The 23,737-nt window shown below is 55.6% G+C and carries 31 protein-coding genes; 6 read left to right on the forward strand and 25 right to left on the reverse strand.

From position 1 onward, the window contains the following. Window positions 1-472: 472 nt before the first annotated feature. Window positions 473-1,219, reverse strand: coding sequence for a TVP38/TMEM64 family protein (locus BM194_RS16215; RefSeq protein ID WP_052703828.1), 747 nt, complete (start codon window positions 1,217-1,219; stop codon window positions 473-475). A 904-nt stretch (window positions 1,220-2,123) separates the two neighbouring features. Between BM194_RS16215 and BM194_RS21080 the strand changes: the two genes are divergently transcribed. Beyond that, window positions 2,124-2,408, forward strand: coding sequence for a transposase (locus BM194_RS21080; protein WP_084671837.1), 285 nt, complete (start codon window positions 2,124-2,126; stop codon window positions 2,406-2,408). 444 nt (window positions 2,409-2,852) lie between these two features. Here the strand turns inward: BM194_RS21080 and BM194_RS16230 are convergent, their stop codons facing one another. Both BM194_RS16230 and BM194_RS16235 read right to left on the reverse strand, forming a co-directional pair. Then, a complete protein-coding gene (locus BM194_RS16230; RefSeq protein ID WP_218155412.1) occupies window positions 2,853-3,992 on the reverse strand; it encodes a DNA-binding protein in 1,140 nt (379 codons plus the stop codon). A 293-nt stretch (window positions 3,993-4,285) separates the two neighbouring features. Continuing rightward, complete coding sequence (locus BM194_RS16235) at window positions 4,286-5,188, reverse strand: ArdC family protein (RefSeq protein WP_092848861.1); 903 nt, start codon at window positions 5,186-5,188, stop codon at window positions 4,286-4,288. Between the two features lie 133 nt (window positions 5,189-5,321). Here BM194_RS16235 and BM194_RS16240 point away from each other — a divergent pair, with 133 nt between their 5' ends. Beyond that, window positions 5,322-5,897: a JAB domain-containing protein gene (locus BM194_RS16240; protein WP_092848863.1), complete on the forward strand. Its 576-nt coding sequence runs from the start codon at window positions 5,322-5,324 to the stop codon at window positions 5,895-5,897. A 971-nt stretch (window positions 5,898-6,868) separates the two neighbouring features. On the opposite strand, the gene BM194_RS20690 is transcribed toward BM194_RS16240, so the two are convergent. The 3 genes from BM194_RS20690 to BM194_RS16250 all read right to left on the reverse strand — a co-directional run bounded on the left by BM194_RS20690 (window position 6,869) and on the right by BM194_RS16250 (window position 8,634). Next, complete coding sequence (locus BM194_RS20690; protein ID WP_177223445.1) at window positions 6,869-7,006, reverse strand: hypothetical protein; 138 nt, start codon at window positions 7,004-7,006, stop codon at window positions 6,869-6,871. Window positions 7,007-7,209: 203 nt separating this feature from the next. Continuing rightward, the gene (locus BM194_RS16245) at window positions 7,210-8,244 is read right to left on the reverse strand and encodes a plasmid replication protein (RefSeq protein ID WP_092848865.1); all 1,035 of its coding nucleotides are present in this window, start codon (window positions 8,242-8,244) and stop codon (window positions 7,210-7,212) included. A 33-nt stretch (window positions 8,245-8,277) separates the two neighbouring features. Next, window positions 8,278-8,634, reverse strand: coding sequence for a histone-like nucleoid-structuring protein, MvaT/MvaU family (locus BM194_RS16250; RefSeq protein WP_092848868.1), 357 nt, complete (start codon window positions 8,632-8,634; stop codon window positions 8,278-8,280). Window positions 8,635-9,056: 422 nt separating this feature from the next. On the opposite strand from BM194_RS16250, the gene BM194_RS16255 reads away from it, so the two are divergent. The 4 genes from BM194_RS16255 to BM194_RS16270 are packed head-to-tail and all read left to right on the forward strand — an operon-like array spanning window position 9,057 to window position 11,035. Next, entirely contained in the window at window positions 9,057-9,353 is a 297-nt protein-coding gene (locus BM194_RS16255) for a hypothetical protein (protein WP_092848870.1), read from the forward strand. A 44-nt stretch (window positions 9,354-9,397) separates the two neighbouring features. Next, complete coding sequence (locus BM194_RS16260) at window positions 9,398-9,721, forward strand: hypothetical protein (RefSeq protein ID WP_092848872.1); 324 nt, start codon at window positions 9,398-9,400, stop codon at window positions 9,719-9,721. Beyond that, window positions 9,714-10,670 (forward strand): tyrosine-type recombinase/integrase, encoded by a 957-nt coding sequence (locus tag BM194_RS16265; protein WP_092848875.1) that lies wholly within the window; start codon window positions 9,714-9,716, stop codon window positions 10,668-10,670. The genes BM194_RS16260 and BM194_RS16265 overlap by 8 nt, the downstream gene beginning before the upstream one ends. Beyond that, window positions 10,667-11,035: a hypothetical protein gene (locus tag BM194_RS16270; RefSeq protein ID WP_092848878.1), complete on the forward strand. Its 369-nt coding sequence runs from the start codon at window positions 10,667-10,669 to the stop codon at window positions 11,033-11,035. Before BM194_RS16265 ends, BM194_RS16270 begins: the two co-directional genes overlap by 4 nt. Window positions 11,036-11,080: 45 nt before the next feature. Here the strand turns inward: BM194_RS16270 and BM194_RS16275 are convergent, their stop codons facing one another. The 19 genes from BM194_RS16275 to BM194_RS16365 all read right to left on the reverse strand — a co-directional run bounded on the left by BM194_RS16275 (window position 11,081) and on the right by BM194_RS16365 (window position 23,702). After that, entirely contained in the window at window positions 11,081-11,350 is a 270-nt protein-coding gene (locus BM194_RS16275; RefSeq protein WP_092848881.1) for a helix-turn-helix domain-containing protein, read from the reverse strand. A gap of 5 nt (window positions 11,351-11,355) precedes the next feature. Then, the gene (locus BM194_RS16280; protein ID WP_092848884.1) at window positions 11,356-12,525 is read right to left on the reverse strand and encodes a ParB/RepB/Spo0J family partition protein; all 1,170 of its coding nucleotides are present in this window, start codon (window positions 12,523-12,525) and stop codon (window positions 11,356-11,358) included. Window positions 12,526-12,527: 2 nt separating this feature from the next. Then, complete coding sequence (locus tag BM194_RS16285) at window positions 12,528-13,304, reverse strand: ParA family protein (protein ID WP_092848887.1); 777 nt, start codon at window positions 13,302-13,304, stop codon at window positions 12,528-12,530. A 196-nt stretch (window positions 13,305-13,500) separates the two neighbouring features. Next, the gene (locus BM194_RS16290; RefSeq protein ID WP_092848890.1) at window positions 13,501-14,442 is read right to left on the reverse strand and encodes a recombination-associated protein RdgC; all 942 of its coding nucleotides are present in this window, start codon (window positions 14,440-14,442) and stop codon (window positions 13,501-13,503) included. 130 nt (window positions 14,443-14,572) lie between these two features. Continuing rightward, window positions 14,573-14,827 (reverse strand): hypothetical protein, encoded by a 255-nt coding sequence (locus BM194_RS16295; protein WP_143097610.1) that lies wholly within the window; start codon window positions 14,825-14,827, stop codon window positions 14,573-14,575. A gap of 55 nt (window positions 14,828-14,882) precedes the next feature. Then, window positions 14,883-15,251, reverse strand: coding sequence for a hypothetical protein (locus BM194_RS16300; protein ID WP_092848899.1), 369 nt, complete (start codon window positions 15,249-15,251; stop codon window positions 14,883-14,885). After that, on the reverse strand, window positions 15,244-15,705 hold the full coding sequence (locus BM194_RS16305; RefSeq protein ID WP_092848901.1) for a hypothetical protein: 462 nt from the start codon (window positions 15,703-15,705) through the stop codon (window positions 15,244-15,246). The genes BM194_RS16300 and BM194_RS16305 overlap by 8 nt, the downstream gene beginning before the upstream one ends. Continuing rightward, the gene (locus BM194_RS16310; protein ID WP_092848903.1) at window positions 15,702-16,082 is read right to left on the reverse strand and encodes a hypothetical protein; all 381 of its coding nucleotides are present in this window, start codon (window positions 16,080-16,082) and stop codon (window positions 15,702-15,704) included. Before BM194_RS16310 ends, BM194_RS16305 begins: the two co-directional genes overlap by 4 nt. Window positions 16,083-16,156: 74 nt before the next feature. After that, on the reverse strand, window positions 16,157-17,032 hold the full coding sequence (locus BM194_RS16315) for a DsbC family protein (RefSeq protein ID WP_092848906.1): 876 nt from the start codon (window positions 17,030-17,032) through the stop codon (window positions 16,157-16,159). Window positions 17,033-17,126: 94 nt separating this feature from the next. Next, the gene (locus BM194_RS16320) at window positions 17,127-17,690 is read right to left on the reverse strand and encodes a hypothetical protein (RefSeq protein WP_092848911.1); all 564 of its coding nucleotides are present in this window, start codon (window positions 17,688-17,690) and stop codon (window positions 17,127-17,129) included. A gap of 64 nt (window positions 17,691-17,754) precedes the next feature. Then, window positions 17,755-18,096 carry a single-stranded DNA-binding protein gene (locus BM194_RS16325; RefSeq protein ID WP_092848914.1) on the reverse strand — a complete coding sequence of 114 codons (342 nt, stop codon included), beginning with the start codon at window positions 18,094-18,096 and terminating at the stop codon, window positions 17,755-17,757. 152 nt (window positions 18,097-18,248) lie between these two features. Continuing rightward, window positions 18,249-18,710 (reverse strand): hypothetical protein, encoded by a 462-nt coding sequence (locus tag BM194_RS16330; RefSeq protein WP_092848916.1) that lies wholly within the window; start codon window positions 18,708-18,710, stop codon window positions 18,249-18,251. A gap of 193 nt (window positions 18,711-18,903) precedes the next feature. Continuing rightward, the gene (locus BM194_RS16335) at window positions 18,904-20,136 is read right to left on the reverse strand and encodes a hypothetical protein (RefSeq protein WP_092848919.1); all 1,233 of its coding nucleotides are present in this window, start codon (window positions 20,134-20,136) and stop codon (window positions 18,904-18,906) included. Between the two features lie 276 nt (window positions 20,137-20,412). Further along, on the reverse strand, window positions 20,413-20,841 hold the full coding sequence (locus tag BM194_RS16340) for a hypothetical protein (RefSeq protein WP_092848921.1): 429 nt from the start codon (window positions 20,839-20,841) through the stop codon (window positions 20,413-20,415). A gap of 181 nt (window positions 20,842-21,022) precedes the next feature. Continuing rightward, window positions 21,023-21,613: a DUF6927 domain-containing protein gene (locus BM194_RS16345; RefSeq protein WP_092848923.1), complete on the reverse strand. Its 591-nt coding sequence runs from the start codon at window positions 21,611-21,613 to the stop codon at window positions 21,023-21,025. 155 nt (window positions 21,614-21,768) lie between these two features. Next, the gene (locus BM194_RS16350) at window positions 21,769-22,122 is read right to left on the reverse strand and encodes a hypothetical protein (RefSeq protein ID WP_092848926.1); all 354 of its coding nucleotides are present in this window, start codon (window positions 22,120-22,122) and stop codon (window positions 21,769-21,771) included. Window positions 22,123-22,306: 184 nt separating this feature from the next. Continuing rightward, the gene (locus BM194_RS16355) at window positions 22,307-22,801 is read right to left on the reverse strand and encodes a hypothetical protein (protein ID WP_218155413.1); all 495 of its coding nucleotides are present in this window, start codon (window positions 22,799-22,801) and stop codon (window positions 22,307-22,309) included. 141 nt (window positions 22,802-22,942) lie between these two features. Then, a complete protein-coding gene (locus BM194_RS16360; RefSeq protein WP_092848928.1) occupies window positions 22,943-23,353 on the reverse strand; it encodes a DUF6573 family protein in 411 nt (136 codons plus the stop codon). Continuing rightward, window positions 23,346-23,702 (reverse strand): hypothetical protein, encoded by a 357-nt coding sequence (locus BM194_RS16365; RefSeq protein WP_092848931.1) that lies wholly within the window; start codon window positions 23,700-23,702, stop codon window positions 23,346-23,348. Before BM194_RS16365 ends, BM194_RS16360 begins: the two co-directional genes overlap by 8 nt. Window positions 23,703-23,737 lie beyond the last annotated feature (35 nt).

The following is a 23,737-nucleotide window of genomic DNA, read 5'->3' on the forward strand; positions in this document are numbered from 1 at the left end:
CTTCTGCCATTTCGTCATGCACGGGTAGATCCACATCTGGTGGAAGTGCGGAGCATTGCCCGCCACCGACACCGAGCTGATCGCAATGACGATACTGATCTACTCCCCCTTCGGCCCAGGGCATCCTTGATGCCGTCGCCGGCCCTAGGCCTCTGGCGATACCTGGACGCTGGGAAGCCGCCGATTTGCTCGAAGCCTAAAGCCCTTGGGTAACGCAAAGGTCAAGCGAGTGGGGAGCACCAGGGTTGCGGATAGCTCCGAACCTTGATCGATGTCATGCAATTTCCGGTTTTGTGAGGCTCACCCCTAGCCTAGATGGCAAAGCTGAACCAACCCTGAATGGGCGGAGCCTGTTGGGGCGTCATGTCATTGGGATGTCGGCTAGGCATGCCGGGTTAGGCGTCCCCGTACCCCATGCCAGAACCCCATCATTGACGCTTCAAGCAGGGCGCTTGGCGGGGCTGAGACTCGGCTACCCGAGATGCAGCCAGCGCCTTACGGTCGCGCGATAGCGCGCCGGAGCCGCCTTCCAGGCCAGGGGGAGCAGGGTGATGGTGCCGAGCGCGAGCACCGTGAGGCCCGCGCGGCGCAGATCGCTGGAGGCGAGCTCGTCACCGAAATGCGCCAGCAGGAAGCTCGCCGGAATGATCCCGAGCAGCGTCGCGACGGCAAAGCGCCAGGCCTTGAGGGGGGTGAGGCCGGCCGCGTAGCTGAGGACGTCGAAGGACAGGAACGGCATCAGCCGGGTCGCGAAAACCGCGACCATCAGGGCATTCTGCGAGCCGATGAAACGGTGTAGCAGGTTTGGAGTAGGGCGCACGCCCAACCAGGTCCTCAGGGCGTCATATCCCAGCAGGCGGGCAATGGAGAAGGCGATCAGCGCCCCCGTGCCGGAGCCGATGGCGACATAGAGCGTCCCCCAGGCATGGCCATAGGCCGCGCCGGCGGCAAGCGCTATCGGGGCGCTGGGAATCGGGCTCATGACGATGGCCAGGGTCATCAGGCCGATGACCAGGACCGGCCCCAACGGGCCAAGCCGTATCACTGCCTGCTCGAGGGTGTCGCCGGTCAGCAGGGTTTCCAGCGTCCCGGTGCGCCACAGCAGCAGGGTGGTGGCAAGGAAGGCGGCAAGCAGCCCAACGCCACACAGGATGCGCCGCCTCGAGGCTTGGGATAAGCGGGAAGGGGCGCCGTCTTCCGGCTTCTTCTGCCTGGCCATGTTTTCCAATCCCGATCTCCCACGCTTGTCGTTGCACCCACTCGGCCTCCTTGGGGATGAATGACAGCCGGCTGGCAGATGCCATCAAAGCCCGAGCGCTTTCCTCATGCTGTGCCTGCTTCAGTGGACGAAGCCCCAGGGCGGTGGCAATCGCCAGTGGCACCTTCACGCCGAGCACCCACAGCGGCGCATGTTTTGTCCTGCTCGTCCTCAATGGCAGTCACGGGAGCAGAAAAAGTAGTCATGGCCATCGTGAACACTCGGCTTGGCCTGTTCGGTACTGACGGTTTTGCCACACACGGGATCCACGTCTTCGGTGGGTGGAATCCAGTGCGGCCCCTCGGTAGTCGTCTGGCTCTCCTGCCTCTACCGTGTAGTCAACGGTGCTGCGGTGATTCTATGAGCCCAGGCACTATAGCCTGTGCAGCTCAGAAGAGGGGGCTTCAGGTGATTCCTGCCTGTGGCATGAACAGCACCAGCCTGTTCATCGTCGCTGTCCTTTGCCGTCTGCCGTCAACCTATCGCCACGTTGCGAATGCGAGCTTGTTATCAGGATACAACCTATGGGTTGCTCAAGGGTAAAGTGAGGAAGTGGTTAAGGATTCTTTTCTTGACCCTTGTCAGCTGTCAGTCTGCGCAGCCAAGCTGAAATGGCGCTGAACATTGGGGGGTTGATTGTTGTTGGCCTAAAGGGTGTGGAAGCACAGCCATTTTCTGAAGAAGGGTAAAGGGGGAAAGTGGGACGTCTTTATGCTTGATTCATGGCGGTAGATTGTGGGAATATTTTGACTTTTGTTCAGTATTGATATTGGTTAATTGCGTGAAAGGAGTGAAAGAGATGCGAATGACTAAGAGTGCCTTTCAAAACCTTGAAAACCCCTTCAGTCATTCCTAGATTTTCGGTATGGCTAAGAAAATCGTATCCGACGAACTCTGGTCCATTGTCGAGCCACTGCTGCCACCACCGACGCCCAGGCCACGCGGTGGCCGGCCTCCCATCTCCAATCGCGCAGCCTTGACGGGCATCCTGTTTGTGCTGCGCTCGGGCATTCCCTGGGAGATGCTGCCCCAAGGCTTCGAGGGGAGCACCACATTGGAGCTGGCTGATTACGGTATCGATATGAGCCAATTCCCCGAAGTCATGCATGAAGTCGAGTTATATGTTGTGCTTGAAGGTATTCGCCAATAAGCCTGGTTAGGTACTTTATATCTTCAAGACTGAGCTACGGCATCAGCCGATAGTTCATGCAACAAGAGCCAGCTGACAGTGTCGGCTGGTTTTTCTTGGTTTCATACTCTCACCAATAGCGAACCCTGAGCTACTCAGAAGTTAGGCGGTACAGCTGAATCTGGATGTTGCAAAACATTACCAATTGCGATTGCAGTATTCCCTCCACCTTCTGCGTCCCAGCAGCTTACGAAGGCGAGAGTTGATGGAACGTGGTGCGGGACGTAGGTAGTAGGTGCACCTGTCTAACTGATACCAAGTGGCTTCGTTCTAAATGACAGACAGGAGGCCTGGTTGGGGCGCTCCGGCAAAAAACCTCCCAACTACCTACGATCATCTCCGCGGTGGCCACGGCTGGCGCCAGCGCCAGCAAGAGCCCGGCAAGCACGCGAGGTATTCTGCGCATCATTTGTCTTCCTTCGATCCTTTGCTTTTCGTCGTCGGCGTTTGCCGTGCCTTTTGGTCAGCCAGTTGCTGGCGCAAATCCTCTTCTCGAGATTGGATGATCGCCAGTTGAGTTCTGGCTTCGGTCAGCTCCTGCTGGGTGTGAGCTAACTCATCGATCCGCTTATTCGCTGTCTTCAGCTCGCTACGTGCTTCACTGGCCGAGGCCTTGAATGTGTCTAGGTCAGTACGAAGCGCGGCATTCTCGCTCTGCAGCTCCTCATTGCGTTTCACTGCCGAGGCATTTTCTGCACGCAGGCTGGCATAGTCCTGCTGAAGGGAAGACAGGTCTTCGTTGACCGATTCGAGGGTCTGCTGAAGCCGCAGTTCCCGTTGGTTGGCAGCCTCCAGCTCCCGAGTAGCGGTCTTGAGTTCGCTTTCGAGGGTAGCCAATCGGGTACTGGTCTCGGCCTTCTCGTCTCGCAGCTTGTCGATCAGTGCTTGTTGCCGCTGACCTTCACCACGCATGGTCTCCAGCTGCTCATTCTGGCGGGCAAGTTGGTTATGCAGATCGGTGACGCGCTCCAGAGCATCCGCCGCCCTTTGCTTGGCCGTGGCATTCTCCGTCATCAGGTTGTGGTTTTCGGCCGTCAGCTGCTCGATGCGCTTCTCATCCTGGTGGCCGTGCTCGCGCAATGTCGTGATGCTTGCCTCGAGGCGTTCGATTTCACGCAGCGCCTCATCGCGCTCATCGTTGGCTGTTTTCTCACGCTGCTCTGACTCGGTGCGTATCCTCTCGACCTCTTCATCTGCGAGCTGGCTTGCAGAGCGCCACAGCTCGGCCCCGACCCGCTCCAGGACAGTACGGATCTCATTCGGCATTTCACGAACAGCAACGGCACTGACCTTCAAACTTTCGCGCCATTCCCTCATGACAGGTGAGATATGGGATAGGGAGCCACCCCCCAGGCGCTCGCGTACCTGCTCATTGGTGGGCCTGTCGATGCCTTCAGCAGCCAACTGCTCGGCAGCATCGAGGATGCGTTGACGGATTTCCGGCTTAATAGACATGCTGGGCGGCTCCTTGTGTATGTATTGTATGTACGTATTGTACATACAATACAAAATACAGCAAACAATATCCTCTTCATCGATAAGCATGGTGCTGGCGCGGCCACCACCTAGATTACGATGTGTTGCCGGGGTTCAGCTGTGCAACATCCCCACCTTTCATGCTGACCACATGTTCGGTTGGAGCCCCGTGACGCTGCGATCGCAACTGCCAGCTGTGGCCAGTTATCGGTGCAACATCCCCACCGCTCCTGGTGCCCGGGGGGAGGGTGATTGGAAGTCAGCACACCCATAGAAATACGGTTGCTGTGCAACATCCCCACCGCTGGATGCAGGTCATAAAAAAGCCTCCCGGTTGGGAGGCTGTTGAATGGTAAGGATAATCAAGCTGCCGCGGTTGCTGCAGTTGAGTCATCTACTCCATCGATCAAGCCGCACTCTTGTGCCATTTGCTCGATGAAGTTGACCGCTTTCTGCGCATCAGCCAGAGCACGGTCGATCTCTTTGGCCTGGTCACCTTTGAGCCGGGAAGCCCATCCAGTGAGGTAGGACGCCGAGTTTTCCGGGGTAGCAGGGAGGCCGAAGCGCATGGCAGCGAGCCAGGCGCCAGCTTCAGCCACTACTTCCTCTCGAGCGCGATCGCTCTTGTCCCGGTTGAGACGCGAGGCAGCTCCAGTTGCATGGATCAGCTCATGCAGGCCCGTGGCTGCGATTTCACTGACCTCATGGAACTGTTCGGGGCGAGGTAGGCGTATGCCGTCCGTAGAGGGCCTGTAGTAGGCCTTGTCGCCGCCCCAGCTCAGAGGGATGCCCGAAGCCTCAATCAGCCGTGCAACGAACTGCACGGGCTCAGGCTGGGCTTCTATGACAGGGGGCTTTGCAGCCTCTGTCAGTGGGTCCGCCAGCTGCTCCTCGTTGAAGACATAAAAGATCCGGTTCACGGGGATGACCTTCTCCTCCGTTGTCCCGTTTTCATTCTTCTCGCGCTTCTTGTGGAACTTCCAGAATTCCACCGGGGTGCCCTTCTCGCCCTTGCGGGGGTGAATGCCGAGATCCTTCGCTTGCTTGAAGGTTACCCAGGCAGGGCTGGTGTAGCCGCTTTTATCTGAAGCGATCCAGAGGCTAACAATGTTTGACCAGCCGGTATAGGCACGCCCTGAGGAGGCGTTATACGGCTGGCTCACATCCTTGTCGCCAGGCTTCCAAGGTTTCTGCCAAGGGGCTGTGCCTTCCATCAAGCCCTGGATGAGTGCTTCACGGATACCATCGATTGCACGCTTGCTCATGATCCTACTCCTCTCTCATTCCTGCAGTAGCGCAGGTCTCAAGAGGTGATAGGGCGCCAGGTGACAGCCATCAGTCAGTGATCCCCCTAACTTCCCTCGAGACCCGGCAACGGGAATGAGAGAGGAGAGTGAGATGAAACCCAGCAACCAAATGGATATGTTCGCGGCCGGGACGACCGCAGCGGCTGTCGCTGAGCCAGCAAAACTCTATAGCCTGCCTGGAAAGGGAGCAGTTGAGACCACAGAGCAGCGCAGGGAGCGCGAGGATGCGGTTATCAGTGAGGCGCTGAACATTATCGAAACACGACTCATGGGCCAGTTTGAAGGCGATGGAGCGCTTCTGACGGCACCGTGGATCGTGGCCGACTACCTGAAGCTGAAGTATTCGGAGCTGCCTTATGAAGTGTTCTCAGTGACGTGGCTTAACTCACGGCACCGTGTCATTCAGCACGAAGAGCTGTTCCGAGGCACCCTGGCTCAAGCGCCTGTATTCCCTCGTGAGGTGGCTAGACGTGCGCTTGAGCTGAATGCAGCGTGTGTAGTCCTAAGCCATAACCATCCAGGTCAAGATCCTACCGAGAGCGATGCCGATCGCAAGATCACGAAGCGGCTCGAGGAGGTCCTGGGGATGATCGATGTTAGGGTGCTCGACCACATCATTGTGGGAGGCACCGAGCATGTCAGCTTTGCAGAGAAGGGGCTGATATAACGCTAGCGGCCATGCCGTTTCCATAGCCCCTCAGCAGCGATGCTCGAGGGGTTTTTTAATGGCTATACTTAGAGGGCTGTTACGCTGCGATCCGTGGTTTATCTTCCTTGGTCATTCTTCCCGAGGATATGGCCTATCACCTCGAAGCCTCAATCTGTGGTTAATACAAAAAGGTTCTAGGGATAAGGCGGGGGTAAGACAGGGTTACGGGCTGTTAAATGCGCCTCAAGCTGCTGAAAACTCGGGATAACCTTTCGATTATCGATGCAGCATTCCCACCGCTTGCTGTGCAACGTCCCCACCGCTTGCTGTGCAACGTTCCCACCTAGACCTTCAACTTATCCTTTCGATGTCCACAGAAAACGGGATTTTGTCCACATTTCGGCTCGTTTCGTCATCTTCTGTGCAACATTCCCACCTGCTAATTGAATGGCATACCGGGTTGACAGATTCCTCGCGCTTCGATTCTTGCTAACTATGCAACATCCCCACCTAGGATTGATGCCGAAAAAGCTGGTCAAAAAATGATCTGTGCAATGTCCCCACCGAACGGATGCAACATCCCCACCTATCCAACGTCACTTTTCCACAGCCTTACCCACAGTAAATGTGGATACGTGAGACAGCCTTGCCGAGCATTTATACCGTTAACATTTGTGACTATGCGAGCTGTTGCCAGCTTCAGTCATCAAGGTGGCACAGATCGATGCCCTGGGCCAGGCAAGGAGTAGGCAGATTTCACTTTCAAAGGACTGGTGATCATTTCCAGCAGGTGATAGCTGGAAGAAGGCACAAGCCTGCTGTGCAACGTTCCCACCTAGGCGGTCCTGCCCTATGGATGTCTGTGAAGAGGTAGCCGCATGGTACGGGGAGGGAAGGTTTTCCTGTGCAGCATTCCCACCGAATCGAGAGAGGGCTCAATAGCTCAAACCTGCAGGGCTGGCGCGGTGGCAGCGGGATCAAAGGGTAGGTCAGTTGCTCGTGTCCTTGCCGTCAGTGTCGAATGCCTGATAGATGGCCCAATCGGGCTTGTGTGGCTCAGCAGAGGTTGAATACGGCTCGTAAAAATCCGCATGGGGCAGGTCGTATCCGATGAGAGCATCACTCATCGAGGCCCTGTCCCGAACGCGCTTATATGCTGCCCAAGCGTCAGCCGGCCGCGCACTGCCGGCTTATCGGCACCATGCCGCACGCTCGTAGCGTGAACATTGATTCCACCATTCCATCCCGTCTGCTTCTTCCTGGGCCAGCTCTCGATCACTCATGGCAATTTCCAAACCATCCTGTTATTTCCAGTGGCAGCAAACTTTAATTATAGTGTAGCCTCCTCGCCGATCTCGCGAAGATCGCTTTTCAGGCGAATAGAGTTGCTTTTATAGTTTGCCCGCTTCACTGTTTTTACAAATTTATCAGTCGGATAAATTGCATAGTGTATATCGACTAGTTTTTTGCCTTCTGTGATGCGCTTTGCCTTGTAGCTGGCTACCACTTCATGTTCAACAAGCACATCAAGGGCGATCTTCATGGCGCGTACATTGCTGCCCATGCGATCGGAAAGCCCGCGAGGGCTGCCTGCCAGGTATGAAACTAGGCGAGGGGTGTAGGGGTCTCGGGCTGACGCCTGGCTCCAATAGTGGCTCATACGCTTATGTATATAGCGAGCGAGAGGGCTCTTAATCGACATCGATGTGCGGTAGTCATACAAGCGAAACGTCTGTTTTTGAATACTCTCGGTGACTAAAGGGTTAAACTGCACATAGCATTTAGTATCACCTTCGCGCATCTGTATATCCTTCCGAGTGGTTAAACCGACCATGGGGAAGAAACTAGAGGAGATGACTGTTTCATTGTCATGCGTGACAGTTTCAAGCTGGGCACCACGGCAAACTAGAATAGCCTCTTTTATTTCGCTGAGTTTAAACTCGTGATTATTTCTACGTAGCTCTGCCCGCAGCTCATAGAAAGTGAAAAGCACACCCGCTTTTCCATCGATCATGGCAATGCCGCCATTGACCGCTAACTTCCTAAGGGCGTCCTCGATAATCTCCTCGCGCTCGCCAGGATAAACAAGCTCGTGCTTGCCTTTGCTGTTTTCAATGATGGCAGGTTTGACTTTAACCTTAATGGTGCGATCGCCAATACGACATTCACGCTCCCTAACGGCATTCGTGAGATCACTAAAACGACGCCGTTTTTCGAGCGAATATTTGGGTAAAGCATCATAAATGTCGATGCTGTTGCTATAATCCTTATCCCTTTCATCCTGCAGGCTGAAAAGGTCAAGCTGGGGTGGTTTGTTAACCGACACCGCTTGTATGTCCTTGTCCTTATTGCTTTTGCTGGCCATTTTAAACCCCTGTCAGCCTGCCGGTTAAAGCGTTTATCTCTCTTCGATTAGCCAAGAATCTACGGTCTCAGCCCCATGTTGATCCTTCCATTTCTTCAGGATCTTATGATTTCCGCCCCTTGTCTCAACAGTCTCGCCGCTGATTGGGTTACGATATACCTTTAATTTACGTTTTTTTCGGCGAGCGGGAGTTTCGCTACTATTCTCCCCAGGAGAAAGTAAACGTAATACGTCGCTACCTGATTTATCAAACTCTTGCATCAATCCTTTTAACTTATCAAGAAAGTCTTTTTCTTTCTTGAATTCATCACGACTTTCGAGCGCTTGTAGCTCGGTACTCAAAGATGCGGCTTGCTCCTGGAGCAGTTGGTAGTGACGCAATAGGGACATGGGTATCCTAAGGATAGTAATTGAAAGTGTGCAAAGCACATTTTGCGGGTATCGCCGGTCCCTGTCAACGAGGCGTAGTCCATGGAAGGTGAACGTCGCGTCAACGCTAAGCCATCCAGCATCATGAGCGCAAGCGCTACCAAAACGGTCCTCTCTCGCGAAATTTCACCGGCTAGGCATCTGCTGAAGCTCCAGATTTTGCGTACAGCGGCGCAAAAATCGCGATAAATTGACTGATAGCGCTTCTATATCAAATAGATACGGATATTTTTACCCTCGGTAAGTGACCTTGAAATTGGCTCATTTTCGACCTGATTCTGGCTCTTTCTATCTCTACTTATTAAAATAACTCTTTAAGAAAGTAGAGAAGGGTAATGAAGCCGTGTAGGCTGACTTCAAGCCCAACGATAAGGACCAGCTGAATGACCTGGAAGGCCATCTTCACCCTTGCCGTTGTCACCGACACCCTCGTGCTGGCCATCGACCAGAATGGACCGCGATCGGTGACCAATGATGCCCAGGGAGTCATCGATCGTATCAACGCTGACATAGGCGGGCTCGGCAAGCGCCGGATCTTCTATCGTGACACGGAAGGCCGGTTCGATGAGCTGCGGGTCGAAGGCGGGGTGTTCAAGGGTTTCTCGCCCTGTTCCGAACATCAGCAAGAGGCCTTTGCCAGCTGGTGCCGAAACGCATCCCAGACGGGCGCCATCGGCTAGCCCCTGACCAAAGCAAAGAATCACAACGACACAGGAGCATCTGGATGTTCGATCATTCGATAATGCCGCCTCGAGCAGGATATACAGTTCTCAGCACCAACGACTTCATGGCCATCCTTCGGGACACGGGCGAAATCGTCAATGTCCTGGATGACGCTGACTCTGTGCTCGAGCACTTGAGCCACACCCTTCCGGGCGGGCTTCGTCGCCAGCGTGTCTACGTCGAGGCGGCGCCAGGCTCAACAGAATTCCATGAGCTAGTGCATCAGGGCGGGGATCTCCTCGAGGTCGTGGCGTGCTCTGCCGACCAGGCTGATCATTTGCAGCGACTCGTTGCTGGCGCGGGAGGGAGTGGCTGGAATGGCTGACTCCTTGGCGATCGTTCCTAGCTCTACTACAGGGAACCTGGCCATAGCAGCCGATTCATTGGCAGAGGCCAAAGGAAACCCTGCGCTTTCTTACCTTATGGGTCTCGGCTCGCGCCGAAGCCGGATTACGATGCGATCGCACCTCCTACACATTGCTCACCTGAGCGGTGGACACGACATCAAGAGCTGCCCGTGGCATCTGCTTCGACGTGAACATGTACGATCGATTATCGAGCTGTTGAGCGAGCTGGATAAGGCTCCCGCGACCATCAATACATCGCTGTCCGCGATGAAGGGTGTGGCTCGTGAGGCTTGGGTCGCTGGTCGCATGGACAGTGAAAGCTATCAGCAGATCAATGATCTGAAGTCAGTTCGGGGCTCGAGGTTGCCTAAGGGCATCCACTTGGATGATGTCACGATCCGTGCCCTTTGTTCCGCATGCGAAACAGACGAGACCCCCAAAGGGGAGCGAGATGCCGTCTTGCTTCATTTGCTGGTCAATACTGGGTTGCGACGTTCGGAGTCTGTCTCCATTGACCTAGAGATGATCGACCGCGGCCGGCAATCGATCAGGATAGTGGGCAAGGGCAACAAGGAACGTCTCGTCTTCATGCCCAAGGATACGTTCCTGAGAGTCACGGCATGGCAAAGTAAGCTAGGGCGAGATACCGGCCCGTTGTTCACCAGGGTGCGTCGCCACGGGGTTATCACAGACCATCGCATAACCGATCAGGCCGTGTACTTCATCATCAAAGAGAGGGCCGCTCAGGCGGGCGTCGAGGAATGCGCACCGCATGACTTCCGGCGCACATTCGCCACGAACATGCTGGATCGAGGCATTGACGTTCTCACTGTGCAATACGCTTTGGGCCATACCAACCTGGCCACCACGCAACGCTATGACCGTAGCGCCGAAAGACGCCTTGAGGAGGCGATGAAAGGGATATGACACTTCAAGCCAAGGCCTCAGCTGAAGTCGTGGACGTGATCCAACGCCTGGCAGAGGGCGGAATTTCCTTCAGCGCCAGCCACGATGGCCCAGCTGGGAAAACCACCGTGACGCTAACTCCAAAGCAGCTCGAGCTATTCTGGTGCGATCCGGCCGCGGCTTTCGCCAGTGTCTATGGTGTCAGTCGCAGTGAATACATCGCCTGGCATGAATCCGGGTACATGGTTCGATGTTCTGAGCTTACCTCAAAGGGCAAAAGGTGCCGTAACGCTGCCGTCGATGCGCATCTGGTGCCTTCGCCAGACCGCTGGGTGGCCATGCAGGGTGGGTATTGCAAAATCCACAGCGAAGGGTGGAACGGATAAAAAAAGGGAGCCCAGCGGGGCTCCCTGTCGGTATTGCTTGGCCCTTCAGCCAAAGTGCTCGCGAAAAGAGGCAGGGTCCAGAATGCCCCAGCCTTCGAGTGCGTAGTAGCCCAAAGCCCCTTCCGGGGAGCTTGGGTCACGAATGAAGAGAATCTTCACCTTAAACTCCTCCCGGATGGAGGTCAGTTGGCGCTTGACCGTGCCGGCCGGTATGCCGGTTGCATCCGCGATGTCCTGAAGGCTCGGCCGTTCCATGTGATCTATTGCACGTATGATCGCGTACTTCCGCTGCGTGTCACGGGATAGGTTCGGCATAGAGGTCAGTCCTCACCCTCGACACCGAGTAACTGCACATCGGAAACACTTACCCTCTGCACGTCTTCGCCATCATTGTCGAGACGTACCCAGCAATACCCGGGTTCAGGATCGATGCGATCAGTTAGAAGCATGCCGCTTCGCCGAGAGCCCTTCGTGGTGATGCTCACAACGATGCGAGCGCGTGTCGGTTCCTTGGCCAACATAGGAGCAGGGGCTGCAGGTTTGCCACCACCCGTCTCTTTCGGCTTGGGCTGCTCAGTCGCTGGCGCTGGATTGGGGGCCGGTGACTCTGACGGTGCAACATCCCCCTTCCCAGAGGGTGTGTTTTCATCCTTTTGGGGCTGGGGAGGCGGTGCTGGCCCGCGGTCCTCCTCGTGGCCTCCAGAGGTCGTATCTCCTGATGTGGAGGGAGTATCGAAACCACTCAATGGCGGCTGATCATCATGCGTACCAACAGCCGGTGCTGGCGCTTGCGGCGCCATTGGATCTGTTCCTGGATCTTCTGGCAGGGTGCCGGCCTTTGCCTGCTTCAGCAGCTCGCGGCATGCTTTACGGCTGATGCCTTCGACAAGCGCCTTTTCGCAGATGCGTTCGGCCTTGTCAGGTGCAATCTGATGCAGCTGTCTCAGCGAATTCAGCGATTCCGGGTCGGCAGTGACCTCTTCCTCGTAGAGCTTCTGAACGCACTCAGGGAGCTTGAGTAGCGATAGATGCTGCGAAATGTATCCGCGTGACTTGCCGAGCCGCTTGGCCACATCAACGGGCTTCCATCCGCCGTCCACAAACTTCTGTATCCCCTTGGCAATTTCCATAGGGGTCAGATTCTCGCGCTGGATGTTCTCGATCAGCTCGCCGGCAGTCTCGTCCAGCTCGTCTTGGTCCTTCTTGTTGACGATCGCCTCGACGGGCACGCCGGCCAGCTTACAGGCACGCCAGCGGCGCTCGCCTTTTTGAATGCGGTACTTGCCGGTGTCATCCTTGGGATAGACGATGATCGGTTGTTCCTGGCCATGCGACTTTATGGAGTCGGCAAGCTCATCGATGCCGGCGAACTTCTCACGGACCTGGCCCTCCTTCGGCACCACATCAGCTGTATCCAGCACCAAAACTTCCTTGGCGCCTTTCGAGCGGCGTGAAAGGCTCTGCAGGTTGTCTAATTTTCCCAGTGCCATGGTCAGCCTACCTTTTCCATGAGTTCTTCGATTACTGCACGGATCTCTTTCGCGGCTTCTCGAGCCGAGGTTTTCTTGATACTCCAAACGGGGACACCGTTGAGGTTGGCCACGTCGAGCTGTCCACGGACACCGATTTCTGCCTTGTAGACCAGATCCGGGACCGCCTTGCGAAGCTCATCCCGAGTAACCATGTCCTCCTCGAAGCCGCGCTTGAGGTTGTTGATTACCATCCCGGTATTTTCCAAGGCGGGATTCAGCTCTTCCTGGACACTGATGATCGTATTCAGCAGGCCCTCGACCCCATCCAGGGCGAAGCCACTCACTTGCACCGGGCAAATGACGTGCGTAGACATAGTGAGCGCGGCCACCAGCTTGCGACCCAGGCTGGGCGGGCAGTCGACCAGAACGTAATCGTAGTTGTCCAGGATGCCGGATGCCTTCAGGTTCGTGATCGGGTGCATAACGCAGCTCAGCGGCAGAGACTCGATTTCGGATAGCTCAGGATCGTTCTTGGTGGTCCAGATCAGATCCATCCCCCGCTCGCACTTCATCGGCTGGATGTCAGGCATGCTCTCATCGAACAGTCTGACGGAGGGGGTGCCCGTATAGCTGCTCTCGTCACTCTGGCTAAGCCGGCTCGAGGTGTTGCCCTGAGGATCGAAATCAATCGCCAGTACGCGATAGCCCGCCTCTACGAGATAGAAGACTGACTGAAGGCAAATGGTCGACTTGCCGACCCCGCCTTTTTGATTGGAGAAACTGATTATCTTGGTCATGGTGTTCCCGGTAGCCGACCTGGAAGAGGCAGATTAGAAATGTCCTGGTGCAAACGGTGGCGATCCCTGCCAAGTTACGCATGCGAAACATGATAATCCACATAAACTGAGTCAGCAAACAGTATAAACCGCACTGACAGGCGCAAAAAAAAAGGCCTGGACAGGGCCAGGCCAAACGCTGGGAATGAAAGTGGGGTCAGGCGGCTTGAGTTGCCTCCGTGGGGCTGTCGGCAGTCTCCTCGCGCACTGGGCTTACTTCACCGCCCAGGAGCGTGATCAACTCTTCGGCGACGGCCGCAAGGGTTGGAATGCGTATGTGGGCATCAGCATCGAATTGGGATGCTTCGTCTTCGCCGGTATCGGCCTGCTCGAGCAGCGCGTCATCGAATTTGATCTTCTTGAAGGCCAGATCGTCCTGAAGCTGAAGCGCCAGCTGGTCCGTCCTGGCGATGGCAAGCGCAGAGCAGATGCGGCCACCCTCGAGGTGCTGCAGAATCTCGTCGCTATCGAGGTCGACCTCCGCAGCTCTGATTACCCCCTCGCTACCTGATGGTGATTCGAGCTGACAGAATTCTCCTATTGTCCACCCTTCGGCACGCTCATCAGGCTTGGAGAGCCATGTGGTCATCAAAGCCGTTGGCCGGTCGCGAGTTGCCAGCGGGGTGACCTTGAGTGACCCAAGGGTGATACGCAGCAGATCCAGTGCCTCTTCGGCTTTCTTCCGACTGGCAGCGTCGATAAGAATCCAGTTTCGCCTGGTGTCGATCGCAACCAGGAAATCCCCGGTACGTTTGAGAGCTTTGGGCAGTTCCTCCTCGTAAACCTGCTCTTTCAGCAACTGCTTTTCCGCACGGCGTAGCGGGCTTCCAGAGGCCTTTTCCATTTCAGCTGCCCTCTCCTCCACCAGCTCTTTAACTGCAGCTGCTGGGAGCAGACGCTCCTGCCGTCGAAAGCGAAGGATAAGGAATTGTGAAAGCATGCTGTGTACCAGCACATCTCCACAAACAGCTGACCACCCTACCCTTCGGGCTTCTGTGGGTGCGCAACCACGGAATAGCTGCTCTTGGATGAGGCTGGTCATTTCGTCGGGATCGGGAAATGAACTGTGAGCCCGATATAGAAGTGTGTTGTTGAACATGTGAAGCCCCTTCGGTTTCTTTGTTCTAGGTAGGGGGAAGACTGCCACTTGGTATATGAGGCAAGTATAGGTAACGGTATAACTCCTCCTCCCCTCCCCAGCTCACATCCCAGTACGCCTGGAACGCTGGTCACCTTGGATTGGTTGATGCCTCGACCCCCAGAGCTTCACGTAGAAAGGTGTTGGCTGCCCTTCTCCCCGCGTTATCTCGTTGCGGATCAGGGGCTGCCTCGGCCGCATTGAGCCAGCACTCCTGGTATGCAGCCAGAACGGGCTGATGAACGACCACGCCCCCTTCACGGAGGCAGTGAAGAATGAAGCGTTGATCTTCTTTGGAAAGGGGAAGCTCATGCAGCTGTTCCAGACGGGCATCATCACTGTTCATATTATATCTATACCAGACGACGATTTATATAATTACTTCAGCCAACCGACAGCTTTCAGTGCTTGCCGTTGGAAGTAGGTATGTAAAGGCGCCGATCACTCCCTGAGCAGTTGGCGCTCATCGACTCTCGCGCTGGGTGGCCATAATCCACCACGCCATGTACCGCATCCTCCATGCGCCAGCGATCGCCGTCGCGGGGAGCCAGGCTGACTCTCACCAGGCCAGGAGGGAGCCTTACGGTGAAGCTGTGAAGGTGTATGTCTTCGAGCCCTTCAATCATCGCGAGGTTGATCTCATCAATTTGATCCGTCGCTACCGCATAGACGGTATAGCTCCCATCCAGGCCAAGCTGCTCCTTGGCCACCATGGTCAGCATCTCATCGAACATCGGCGGGGTTTCTGCTGCGACCTTTGAATCAACCATTCTTCACCTTGCCAGCCATCGAAGCACCGTTGGGGCCGTTTAAACGCTGATCGGTCAGCAAGCATAGGCGCCGGCCATCAACCCATAGCTCTCTGAAAATGCCCTCGTGGGTATACACCCCGATAAGCACATCCAAGGGTTCTCCGTAATATGTGGATGAGGGGGTCTGTGTGCTATCGATGATGGGATCTTTGCGAACCTGAAGAACAACCGCGGTCTGTCTGGCCAGGGGTACGCCCTTGTTCTTCATACCCCATTTCCATGTGACTCGATCTCTTGGCGAGAAACGCTCGTGCGATCGCTCCTCGTTCAGAAGATCCAGTGCCAGGTTGATTGTCATCTTCGTGATTGCGGGGTCACTCGGGTCGACCTGGACAGCCTCAGCCGATTGCCTGTCACGCCCAATCAGCACCCGCCCCAGCGAGGCGAGCCAATGCTCGTTACCCTGGGTCATGCATCTATCCTCGGTGTCTTCCTATTCCGCCCGACCGCCACGGCTACTCCGATCAGTGTCCATGCGGCAAGTAGCGTGAAACCTAAGTGGAGGAAGGCGCCATAGGGCGGTCCCAATTTGACAGAGAGGTACAGTGACAGACCAAAGCCAATGAACCACCGCAACCAATATTCAACTGATCGCTCGGCGACCCATCGCGCCTGCTCGATCGTCAGGGGGCGGTGTAGCCAGCGATAGGGATAAACGGTTTTCTCCCTTGTGCCGCGGCCTACCTTGAACGGCTGGCGCGGGAAGAGGCGGTTTACTGCGAACTGTGGAAACATGCCTTCGAACGCTCGGCGCAGCACGCTGACGGAGCGTTGGTCGTTTAGAGACATAGGGTGCCCTCTAGCTGGGCGCCCGGGCTTCCCGTGAGGGAGCCAGGGCGCATTTACTTCAAGCCGTGAAGAGGTTACAGGTTGCGGATTTCAGCTGCACGGAGGGCTCCACGCACGATATGTGCTGTCCCGTCTTCATCCTTGTAGATCGTGTTCGGTGTAGACCGGATACCCAACTGCTGCATCAGGTTGCTGTTTTCGCTCACGATATTCATGGCTTCAGTGCTCGGGGCACCTGAAACGGACCCACCACGCTCGAACGTGGCCAGCACTTCAATGGGATTCTCGGCGTCGACCAGTTGAGCTGCTTGGTGGAGCGAGCCCTCGCCCATGAAACCAACAGGAATCCAGCGAATGGTCACTTCATCGAGGACCGCTCGAGATGCCTGATACATCCTCTGGCAGAACCCACATTGGGTGTCGAAGACAACATAGAGAATCTTGTCGCCCGTTCCCTCTTCGATGTAGAAGGCCTCTTCTTCGACTTGGGCAAGAGCCTCAGCTTCCTGCGCATCCGTGTACCCGCTGTCCTGGGCGCCGGCACGCTTCGGCATGTTGGCCAGTGGGCTGGTCTCCATGTGCTCAGCCATGTGCTCTTGAGTCAGGTTCACGCCTCCCTCGCCCAGAATCATACCGATGAAAGCGTATTTACCATCTTCGGTGGTGTAGATCACATTGGTGTCCTTTTCGACACTGATGACCCATCCCTTAATTCCATCCAGGCCGGTTTCAAAGGTCTTGTCGACCTTCGCATCAGGGATGCCTAGGTCTGCCACGGCCTGAGGAAGTTCCATACTCTCGGCCGCCGCTTTTTCTTTGTCAGTCGCGGTGCCTGTCATCAAATCTGTCACGCTTTTTGCGCCAGCAGTTTGTTCATTGGCAAATGCAGAGCCAGCCATGAGTGCAGAAGCAAGGGTAACGGCGGAAGCGATCAGGGTGAGGTGTTTCATCAGTTAGCTCCTTGAGCATAATTTAGCGCCAGCGGTACTGGCGAAGTCTTCGCCATGCAGGGCATGGCCACATCAGGTTTTAATCATCTGCTGCTCAGGGCAGCAGCTCTTCAATACCCGCCTCGCTTTGCGAAGCGGCACGCTCACGCGCCTGCTGGTTGGCACGGCTAACCAGCTCGCGAGCCTCCTCATAGAGGCTCGAGGCGCTGTATGTGGTGTCCCCATGCCGATCAAGGCTTGTCTCGATCGTGGGGGCGTCTGTTGGCAGGCCTAAACCAGCCAGCACGGTGTCTGTAATGTCTGGGATAGTGCCGTCCAAGACGGCTGCTTGGCGGACAATGACCATGGCGCCATTCGCGGCTTCTACGATCGCCGGCCGAACGCCATTATCGACACGCGCCAATGTGGAAACGGCAGATTCACGCACCTCTCCGTCCCCCAGCAGCTCACTGGCGGCTGCACGGCGGGCATTGACGTACTTGGCCGTGTCAAAGGTCACGACCGCGGGAGCTTCAGCGCTAGACGAGGCCCAAGGGAGATCAATCGGGATGACGGTAATAGCAAACGCGATCGCACCCAGCACGCCACCTGCTAAGGGCATTACCCTGGCCAAGGGGTGCTGAGACGTGGATCTGGTTTTCTGGTCTGTCTCGCTCATGTGCCTACCTATCGTCTACGCATGAAAAAGCCCCAGGAATTAACCAGGGGCCGTGAATGAAACATCAGAATGGGATTTCCCCATCTTCGTCCTCGTTACCGGCAGCACCAGCGCTACGCGGGTCACGGAGGATGCGGCAAGTGTCGACCATGAGGTTGGTGTAGACAGTGCCGTTATCAGCCTTGCGAAAGGACAGTTCGCCCTCAACAAAGACCAACTGACCACGCATCAAGCGATCCTTCATCACCTCAGCAAAACGCCCGCCAAGGATGCAGTTGAGCCACATCGGATCAGCGCCAGCCTTCTTGGCCATGTTGATGCCGAACCGAACGTAAGTTTTGCCATTGCCGTTGGTCCGAACCTCAGGTTCGCCAATGTGACCTATCTGTAGAGTTTGCCCCCACATGTTCAAATCTCCTCTCTCTCACATTCCCAACGAAATGGGTCTCGTTGGGGGATAGGGGCGCCACTGACACTAAACAGGCACCTTTGGCGATTTTTTCCTGCCGGCGTGAAAAAGCCTCCTGACCCAAAAGAGTCGAGGAGGCTATGAAGGTGTCACCGTGAAAGGTGACGAACGATGGTTGCCCTGGGCTGGAGATAGCTCCAGTGGGCCAGGTTAAGGAGGAACGTGCCAAAGACCCGCTTCGTGAAGCTCACCACGAATACATCCTCAGCGTCCTCTATCGACTGCAGGGTGCTTTGCCGGTGCAATTCGCGATCGGGACGGCGCACCTGGATAACAGTCCCGTCCGAGATTGAGAAAGCAAAGCCCTCCAGCTCGTTTAGCGAGAAGACCTCAAATGCCACATTCGCATCCGCCCCCAGGTCTGCCATCTGCCGTGGAGTTGGCTGGCGCCAACGGCGACCGGCCTGCCGTGGCAGGATGAAACGTGAGCCTTGGGCTGAGTCGATGGCAAACGCCACCTGATCATCACTGAGGTCATCCAGTTTCAGCCCACCGAACTCACGGCCAAAGGCTAGGGCATCTTCTTGGTTTACGATCAGCTCGATATTCATGTCACTCTCTCCTCTCATTCCTGCGCTGCAGGTCTCAAAAGGAGATAGGGCGGGGACTGCCATTAGTGGACAGCTAGGGGCGCCTGAGCGGTGTTTCGCATGCGGAACAACCCATAGGCGGCATAGAGGGGGTGAAATAGCGCCAGCGGCAGAATAGAAAAGCCCCTGACCGAAAGGTGCAGGGGCATGTGAATCATGCAGGACGTACTGAGCAGCGCGTCACGACGGTCTGGGGAATCCCCCGGTACTCGCCATGTTCCTTGACCCGCCCCTTCAACACGACCTTATTCTCCTCGAGGGCTTTGCCTGTCTTCCAGACTATGTATCGGCCTTCGAGATCACAGAAGATATGCTTCCACATCAGCCCCCATCGCGTGTCAGACGAAAAGGACCGCTTCCGCACTACTTCCATCTCTAATTGATCGCCTGGAGCACCAGCATAGCCGAGAGCCTTCATGGACTCGCCGGCAACAGCTGATTCCTCATACCGATCGTAGGCAGTGACGGCCGCCGTCATGACACCGACACCGCGCTTGAGACCGACCATATCGAATCGAGCATGATGAACAATCATCGTCTCGAACTCGCTATGCTCAGCCTGCTTCGGTAGCACTTGCCGCGCCCACTCAATCACAGCATCAGCTCGTGCCACGTCCTCAGACGCAAAGGCCTTCATCCCCTTGTTGAGCATAGGGGCTGAACGGGCCATTTCCCCAACGATCTCAGCGGTTGCCAAGTCGCCGGTTTCCTCTGCTCGAGCACGAGACACGAAGCCACGTTGACGGATCTGCCTCACTGCTGCGGCCATCAGCCATCGCAGCTCGACTACCGCCTCTGGCGGGCGACCAGCACTTAGGCCAACCTCATCGATCTCTTCCATCATGTTGATCACAGAGACCAATAGTTGAGCGCGAGCCATCATCGACTCGGCACCTTGGTGGCCAACATAGTCCTTGAGGCACGTCTTGCCGACCTCGAGGACCGTGCCGGTTGCCATCTCCTCCATCAGGAAGAGATAGCGCCGATCGCGCCGCTTGTTGCAATGGTTGCAGTCTCCCGTGGCGTCACCCGAACGGTAGGGCTCAGGTAAGCGACCATAGGCCCACTCCAAGGGGGTGACACGAGCCGCCTGGGCAGCTGCCATGTCTATCCGCGCCAGCAAGCGATACCCGTCCAGCTTAGGGGGTTCGCCACTGATCGAGACTTTCACAGCAACGATTTGCTCACGTCTGAAGTGCGACAGCCGATCCTCAAGGTCCACCGTCTCGCGAGTCCATGGCCTTACGGCCTCCTCCAGGACGCGGATCTCGAAGGGCGCCATGCCAAGTTTTTTGGCCTTGCGATCGAGCCGTTCCACCTTCTCGCGTAGTGCAGGTAGGTGGCACTTCGGTATCCAGCAAGTTGTCTTGTCTGTCTGTGTCGTCATGGTCTTGCTCCTCTCTCATTCCTACGCAATTGCAGGTCTCATGAGGAGGTAGGGGGCTCACTGACCGGCTAAATGTTTCGCACGCGAAACGGAGGTGGCCTATGGATAACCGCCTCTTTGTTGGGGTCACGCAGCTTTGTTCGCCCTATACTGGGAAAGGCTCAGTAATAGCCGTAGCCGAGCGGCCTTCCGGTGCATTCTTCGGGCTGTCGAAAAGTTGTCCCACCCAGACTCAATGCTGCCTTCGCGATCCAGATCCTTGATCAGTGCAACTGTTTAGTCCCATTGGTCAGGGGGAATGGTGTCGTCAAGCCAAGCTCCCCGTTCGTACAGGTCGATAACTTCCCCATCACGATTGCAGATACGAATACTGTGTGGCGTGAATAGCCCCTCATAATCTTCGTCGGCTTCACGACATATCTTTTCCAGCTCTGCAAAACGTGTCTCTGCGATCTCGCGCAACTCACCGAAATTGGTGTACGGAGGCACAGCAACTGATCGAGTAGAGTCCTGCTCAAAGAAGGCCATCCCTGGCGCGTGATCGTACATGTCCATCAAAACCCGGCCCTCAATGACGATCGAGGCACCTGTCGCCGGCAGTACATTGGTGCCGAAGGTGGCATCAAAGAAACTGGCGCAACTGGCAGCTAGACTCTTCTTTAACTCTCGCAGAAATAAACGGTCTTCATACGTCAGGGCAGACATGACGGCCTCCATTAGCGATGGTCATGGTCCATGGATTGGATATAACTGGAGGCCTGGCCAGGTGAGCGCAAACGCTGAAGGCCTCAGATGGAGGTAGGGGGATGGGTGTCCAGTTTGAATAGGCGGCTGGCGCCAGCATAAAAAAGCCCCATGCTGAGATCAGCAGAGGGGGCTTGTGAAACTATGCAAGCACTACGGCATCATCCAAGTGGCGGGCCTGAAGCCTGACCAACATGGACGAACCTTCCGGCCTGAAAACATTGCGTTTACGCGGCAGATCCACCTTAGTGAATGTGTCGCATTCCAGGCCTCCAACAAACCGTACCGAGTACGGTAGCTTTATGCGATCGCCAGCTTTCAGGCGAGCACGCTGCTTCTTCGACTCAGCATGCTTTCGGCATCGCTCACGCCATTCACCGGCATACTTCAGGCTGGTGCCCACTACAACTCCCAACTGCTCAAGCTCCTCCAGCGGAGACAGCAGTTTAAGTATGGACATGGGGCATTGAGATTCATGAGGCCCCATGGTCTCGTCCATAGACTTGTAGCAGAACTCTCCTTGCATGCTGCTCGTTTTGATCACGGCTCCGAGTGTGTACTCGAACGGCGCTTGGTCCGGGGCTTCTCCCGGCCGCTTGATCTTGATAGCAGCGTAGTAGGTAGAGCCCACGAAGCTCGACTTTAGCACTGTCTGTGAACCATCCTTCGTGGAGTAGTTCTCGTCCAGGTAGGCTTTACGGTCGGCCGGCATTGCCATGCACAATGTACCCATGATCTTGCTCCTCTCTCATTCCTGCGGGATTGCAGGTCTCATGAGGAGGTAGGGGCGGTACTGACAGAGAATGCTACGATCAAGAACGCACGGCAGAGAATGTTGTGACTATCAACATGAAGCTATCAAGCGACAATTATTTTCTTTAACGTGATTCAATCATTTATTTGTTTCTCTTCAAAAATCTGATCAACCCTTGTTTTTATTGCTGCGTAGATCGCCGGAAATATCACCAGTATCATATTCTCTAGCAAAACGCCCAATAGCATTGAAAGACCTAATTCAGCCCACTCGATGCTAGTAGGCACAACCTTTTCAACCTTGCCTACGTATTTCCAGAGCCAAGGCGATGTCACAACAACTACCGACATCACAGTACCAAAAAGCCAAGTTATTGTGAGATACGCTTCGCTTATTACCTGAACCATGCCGGTAGTTGACGCAGCCAACGCAACTGAAGCAGGCCCAACTCCCCAGAGTATCAAGTTGAACGTGACTCGCTTGTTCAAGGAATGCTCTCCTGCTTCCATGTTTACATGCTTAGTCGATCATCAGAATCGCAGTTTGCTGATGCCAAGAAAGATAGGGCTCGTACTGTCATCTGATGTTACGCATGCGAAACACACGGTAGCCTCCCCAGGCTTGCCTTGCGGTAGGGAGCCCAAGGAGACAGTTTCACACGAAGATGGAAGGCTAGGCCGTAGCGAGCTTAAACTCAGGCCACGCTTTAACAGCAGCGATATGCTCTGGCTCGACAACGAAGGGTGCGGAAGTCATCCCCAACAGCCTCATCATGGTAACGATGCGGTGACGCCCATTCTGCAGCGTCGGGCGGCCGCCAGGCAAAGCGGACATCCAAGGGTGGTAACACCAGCCCTCCGAGAGGTCGCGTGTCACGTTATTCCACCTTGCCGGATTTAATAAAAACTGCTCCTCCTCTTCCATGGTTTCGAGTGCTGCACGCAACGGTAGCTCGATGACATAAAAATCCTTCGTACCAGGAGGGCGGCGAAACGATAAGGGATTGTCTGGGTCCAGCTCGTATTTGCAGCTATACGGAGGGAGGTTTTCCAGCGATTTAAAGTTGTACCACTCGCTCCCGTCTTCTGAAAAAGAGTCGGTGCATAACCGCATGAAAAAATAACCTGAGATACCTTCTGGGACAGGTGGTAAAGGTTTCTGCTGCATAACTGTTTCCCTAGTAGATCATTTTTATGGATGCCGGCTCCATAGCCATCAAGCATGCCCCAGGCCGCATACATTAGAAAACCCCTGACAGCACAAGGCTGACAGGGGTTTATGAAGAGGAGTGGTGACTGCGCGATCGCGTCAGTCCTCCTCGGGTAGCATGATCGTTATGACGGGCTCAGGAGTATCCCCGGGGCCGATTGTCATGACGACATGTGTTGGCTCTACAATTGGGCCAGACTCGGCTTGCTCAAGCACATCAACAATGAACTCGACCAAGCTCTCGTTGCGCTGCTGGGAAGCAGCTTCAAAGGCGACATAGAGAACGTCTCCTAGCCGTCTTTCCTCATGCTGCTGCCGTTCAGACGGACTCCCATCGCAATGCCAGGCCACCAGTGACTCCCATACTGCTGAAGTCATGGCAACAGGCACCTTGAAGCCCATCATATTGCCACCAGCATGCTTCGCTCGCTCGCTGACATCAATCAACTGACCTTCATCGATTGCATCGGCTCGAGAGTAGGCGTGGATAATGTCCGTAGCTTCAAACATTAGCTACACCTCCCTGCTGGCGTGCTGCCAAGAAAGCGGCCATCGGTACAGAGGAAACCACGAACCCATCCGGGAGTTTCCAGGCACCCACGCGCTTCACATTGTGAGCTAGGCGATCAGCAGCGAAGCACAGCCCCCAGCGCTCGTTGGAGCGCTCTGTAAGGCCGCTTGCCTCGTGCGTAACCTCCCACATCCAGCCGGCATCAACCTCAACACAGGAGCGGACCTTGAACACCTGATTCTCCAATCTCGCCCTGCGGCTCACACCTTCAACCCCTAGGTACTCGCCGAAGTTTCCGCCGCGACGGCTAAGGATGATCGTTTCCAAACGCTCGCCAAATGTTTCCATTGCGATTCTCTCTCTTCTCTCTCACATTCCTGCAA

Source organism: Modicisalibacter xianhensis (assembly GCF_900113605.1).
GTDB classification, from domain to species: domain Bacteria; phylum Pseudomonadota; class Gammaproteobacteria; order Pseudomonadales; family Halomonadaceae; genus Modicisalibacter; species Modicisalibacter xianhensis.

Excerpts from the sequence above, each read along its gene's own strand:
- BM194_RS16215 (WP_052703828.1), bottom strand. The coding sequence starts at position 1,219 with ATGGCCAGGCAGAAGAAGCCGGAAGACGGCGCCCCTTCCCGCTTATCC.
- BM194_RS21080 (WP_084671837.1), top strand. The coding sequence starts at position 2,124 with ATGGCTAAGAAAATCGTATCCGACGAACTCTGGTCCATTGTCGAGCCA.
- BM194_RS16230 (WP_218155412.1), bottom strand. The coding sequence starts at position 3,992 with ATGCTTATCGATGAAGAGGATATTGTTTGCTGTATTTTGTATTGTATG.
- BM194_RS16235 (WP_092848861.1), bottom strand. The coding sequence starts at position 5,188 with ATGAGCAAGCGTGCAATCGATGGTATCCGTGAAGCACTCATCCAGGGC.
- BM194_RS16240 (WP_092848863.1), top strand. The coding sequence starts at position 5,322 with ATGAAACCCAGCAACCAAATGGATATGTTCGCGGCCGGGACGACCGCA.
- BM194_RS20690 (WP_177223445.1), bottom strand. The coding sequence starts at position 7,006 with ATGAGTGATGCTCTCATCGGATACGACCTGCCCCATGCGGATTTTTAC.
- BM194_RS16245 (WP_092848865.1), bottom strand. The coding sequence starts at position 8,244 with ATGGCCAGCAAAAGCAATAAGGACAAGGACATACAAGCGGTGTCGGTT.
- BM194_RS16250 (WP_092848868.1), bottom strand. The coding sequence starts at position 8,634 with ATGTCCCTATTGCGTCACTACCAACTGCTCCAGGAGCAAGCCGCATCT.
- BM194_RS16255 (WP_092848870.1), top strand. The coding sequence starts at position 9,057 with ATGACCTGGAAGGCCATCTTCACCCTTGCCGTTGTCACCGACACCCTC.
- BM194_RS16260 (WP_092848872.1), top strand. The coding sequence starts at position 9,398 with ATGTTCGATCATTCGATAATGCCGCCTCGAGCAGGATATACAGTTCTC.
- BM194_RS16265 (WP_092848875.1), top strand. The coding sequence starts at position 9,714 with ATGGCTGACTCCTTGGCGATCGTTCCTAGCTCTACTACAGGGAACCTG.
- BM194_RS16270 (WP_092848878.1), top strand. The coding sequence starts at position 10,667 with ATGACACTTCAAGCCAAGGCCTCAGCTGAAGTCGTGGACGTGATCCAA.
- BM194_RS16275 (WP_092848881.1), bottom strand. The coding sequence starts at position 11,350 with ATGCCGAACCTATCCCGTGACACGCAGCGGAAGTACGCGATCATACGT.
- BM194_RS16280 (WP_092848884.1), bottom strand. The coding sequence starts at position 12,525 with ATGGCACTGGGAAAATTAGACAACCTGCAGAGCCTTTCACGCCGCTCG.
- BM194_RS16285 (WP_092848887.1), bottom strand. The coding sequence starts at position 13,304 with ATGACCAAGATAATCAGTTTCTCCAATCAAAAAGGCGGGGTCGGCAAG.
- BM194_RS16290 (WP_092848890.1), bottom strand. The coding sequence starts at position 14,442 with ATGTTCAACAACACACTTCTATATCGGGCTCACAGTTCATTTCCCGAT.
- BM194_RS16295 (WP_143097610.1), bottom strand. The coding sequence starts at position 14,827 with ATGAACAGTGATGATGCCCGTCTGGAACAGCTGCATGAGCTTCCCCTT.
- BM194_RS16300 (WP_092848899.1), bottom strand. The coding sequence starts at position 15,251 with ATGGTTGATTCAAAGGTCGCAGCAGAAACCCCGCCGATGTTCGATGAG.
- BM194_RS16305 (WP_092848901.1), bottom strand. The coding sequence starts at position 15,705 with ATGACCCAGGGTAACGAGCATTGGCTCGCCTCGCTGGGGCGGGTGCTG.
- BM194_RS16310 (WP_092848903.1), bottom strand. The coding sequence starts at position 16,082 with ATGTCTCTAAACGACCAACGCTCCGTCAGCGTGCTGCGCCGAGCGTTC.
- BM194_RS16315 (WP_092848906.1), bottom strand. The coding sequence starts at position 17,032 with ATGAAACACCTCACCCTGATCGCTTCCGCCGTTACCCTTGCTTCTGCA.
- BM194_RS16320 (WP_092848911.1), bottom strand. The coding sequence starts at position 17,690 with ATGAGCGAGACAGACCAGAAAACCAGATCCACGTCTCAGCACCCCTTG.
- BM194_RS16325 (WP_092848914.1), bottom strand. The coding sequence starts at position 18,096 with ATGTGGGGGCAAACTCTACAGATAGGTCACATTGGCGAACCTGAGGTT.
- BM194_RS16330 (WP_092848916.1), bottom strand. The coding sequence starts at position 18,710 with ATGAATATCGAGCTGATCGTAAACCAAGAAGATGCCCTAGCCTTTGGC.
- BM194_RS16335 (WP_092848919.1), bottom strand. The coding sequence starts at position 20,136 with ATGACGACACAGACAGACAAGACAACTTGCTGGATACCGAAGTGCCAC.
- BM194_RS16340 (WP_092848921.1), bottom strand. The coding sequence starts at position 20,841 with ATGTCTGCCCTGACGTATGAAGACCGTTTATTTCTGCGAGAGTTAAAG.
- BM194_RS16345 (WP_092848923.1), bottom strand. The coding sequence starts at position 21,613 with ATGGGTACATTGTGCATGGCAATGCCGGCCGACCGTAAAGCCTACCTG.
- BM194_RS16355 (WP_218155413.1), bottom strand. The coding sequence starts at position 22,801 with ATGCAGCAGAAACCTTTACCACCTGTCCCAGAAGGTATCTCAGGTTAT.
- BM194_RS16360 (WP_092848928.1), bottom strand. The coding sequence starts at position 23,353 with ATGTTTGAAGCTACGGACATTATCCACGCCTACTCTCGAGCCGATGCA.
- BM194_RS16365 (WP_092848931.1), bottom strand. The coding sequence starts at position 23,702 with ATGGAAACATTTGGCGAGCGTTTGGAAACGATCATCCTTAGCCGTCGC.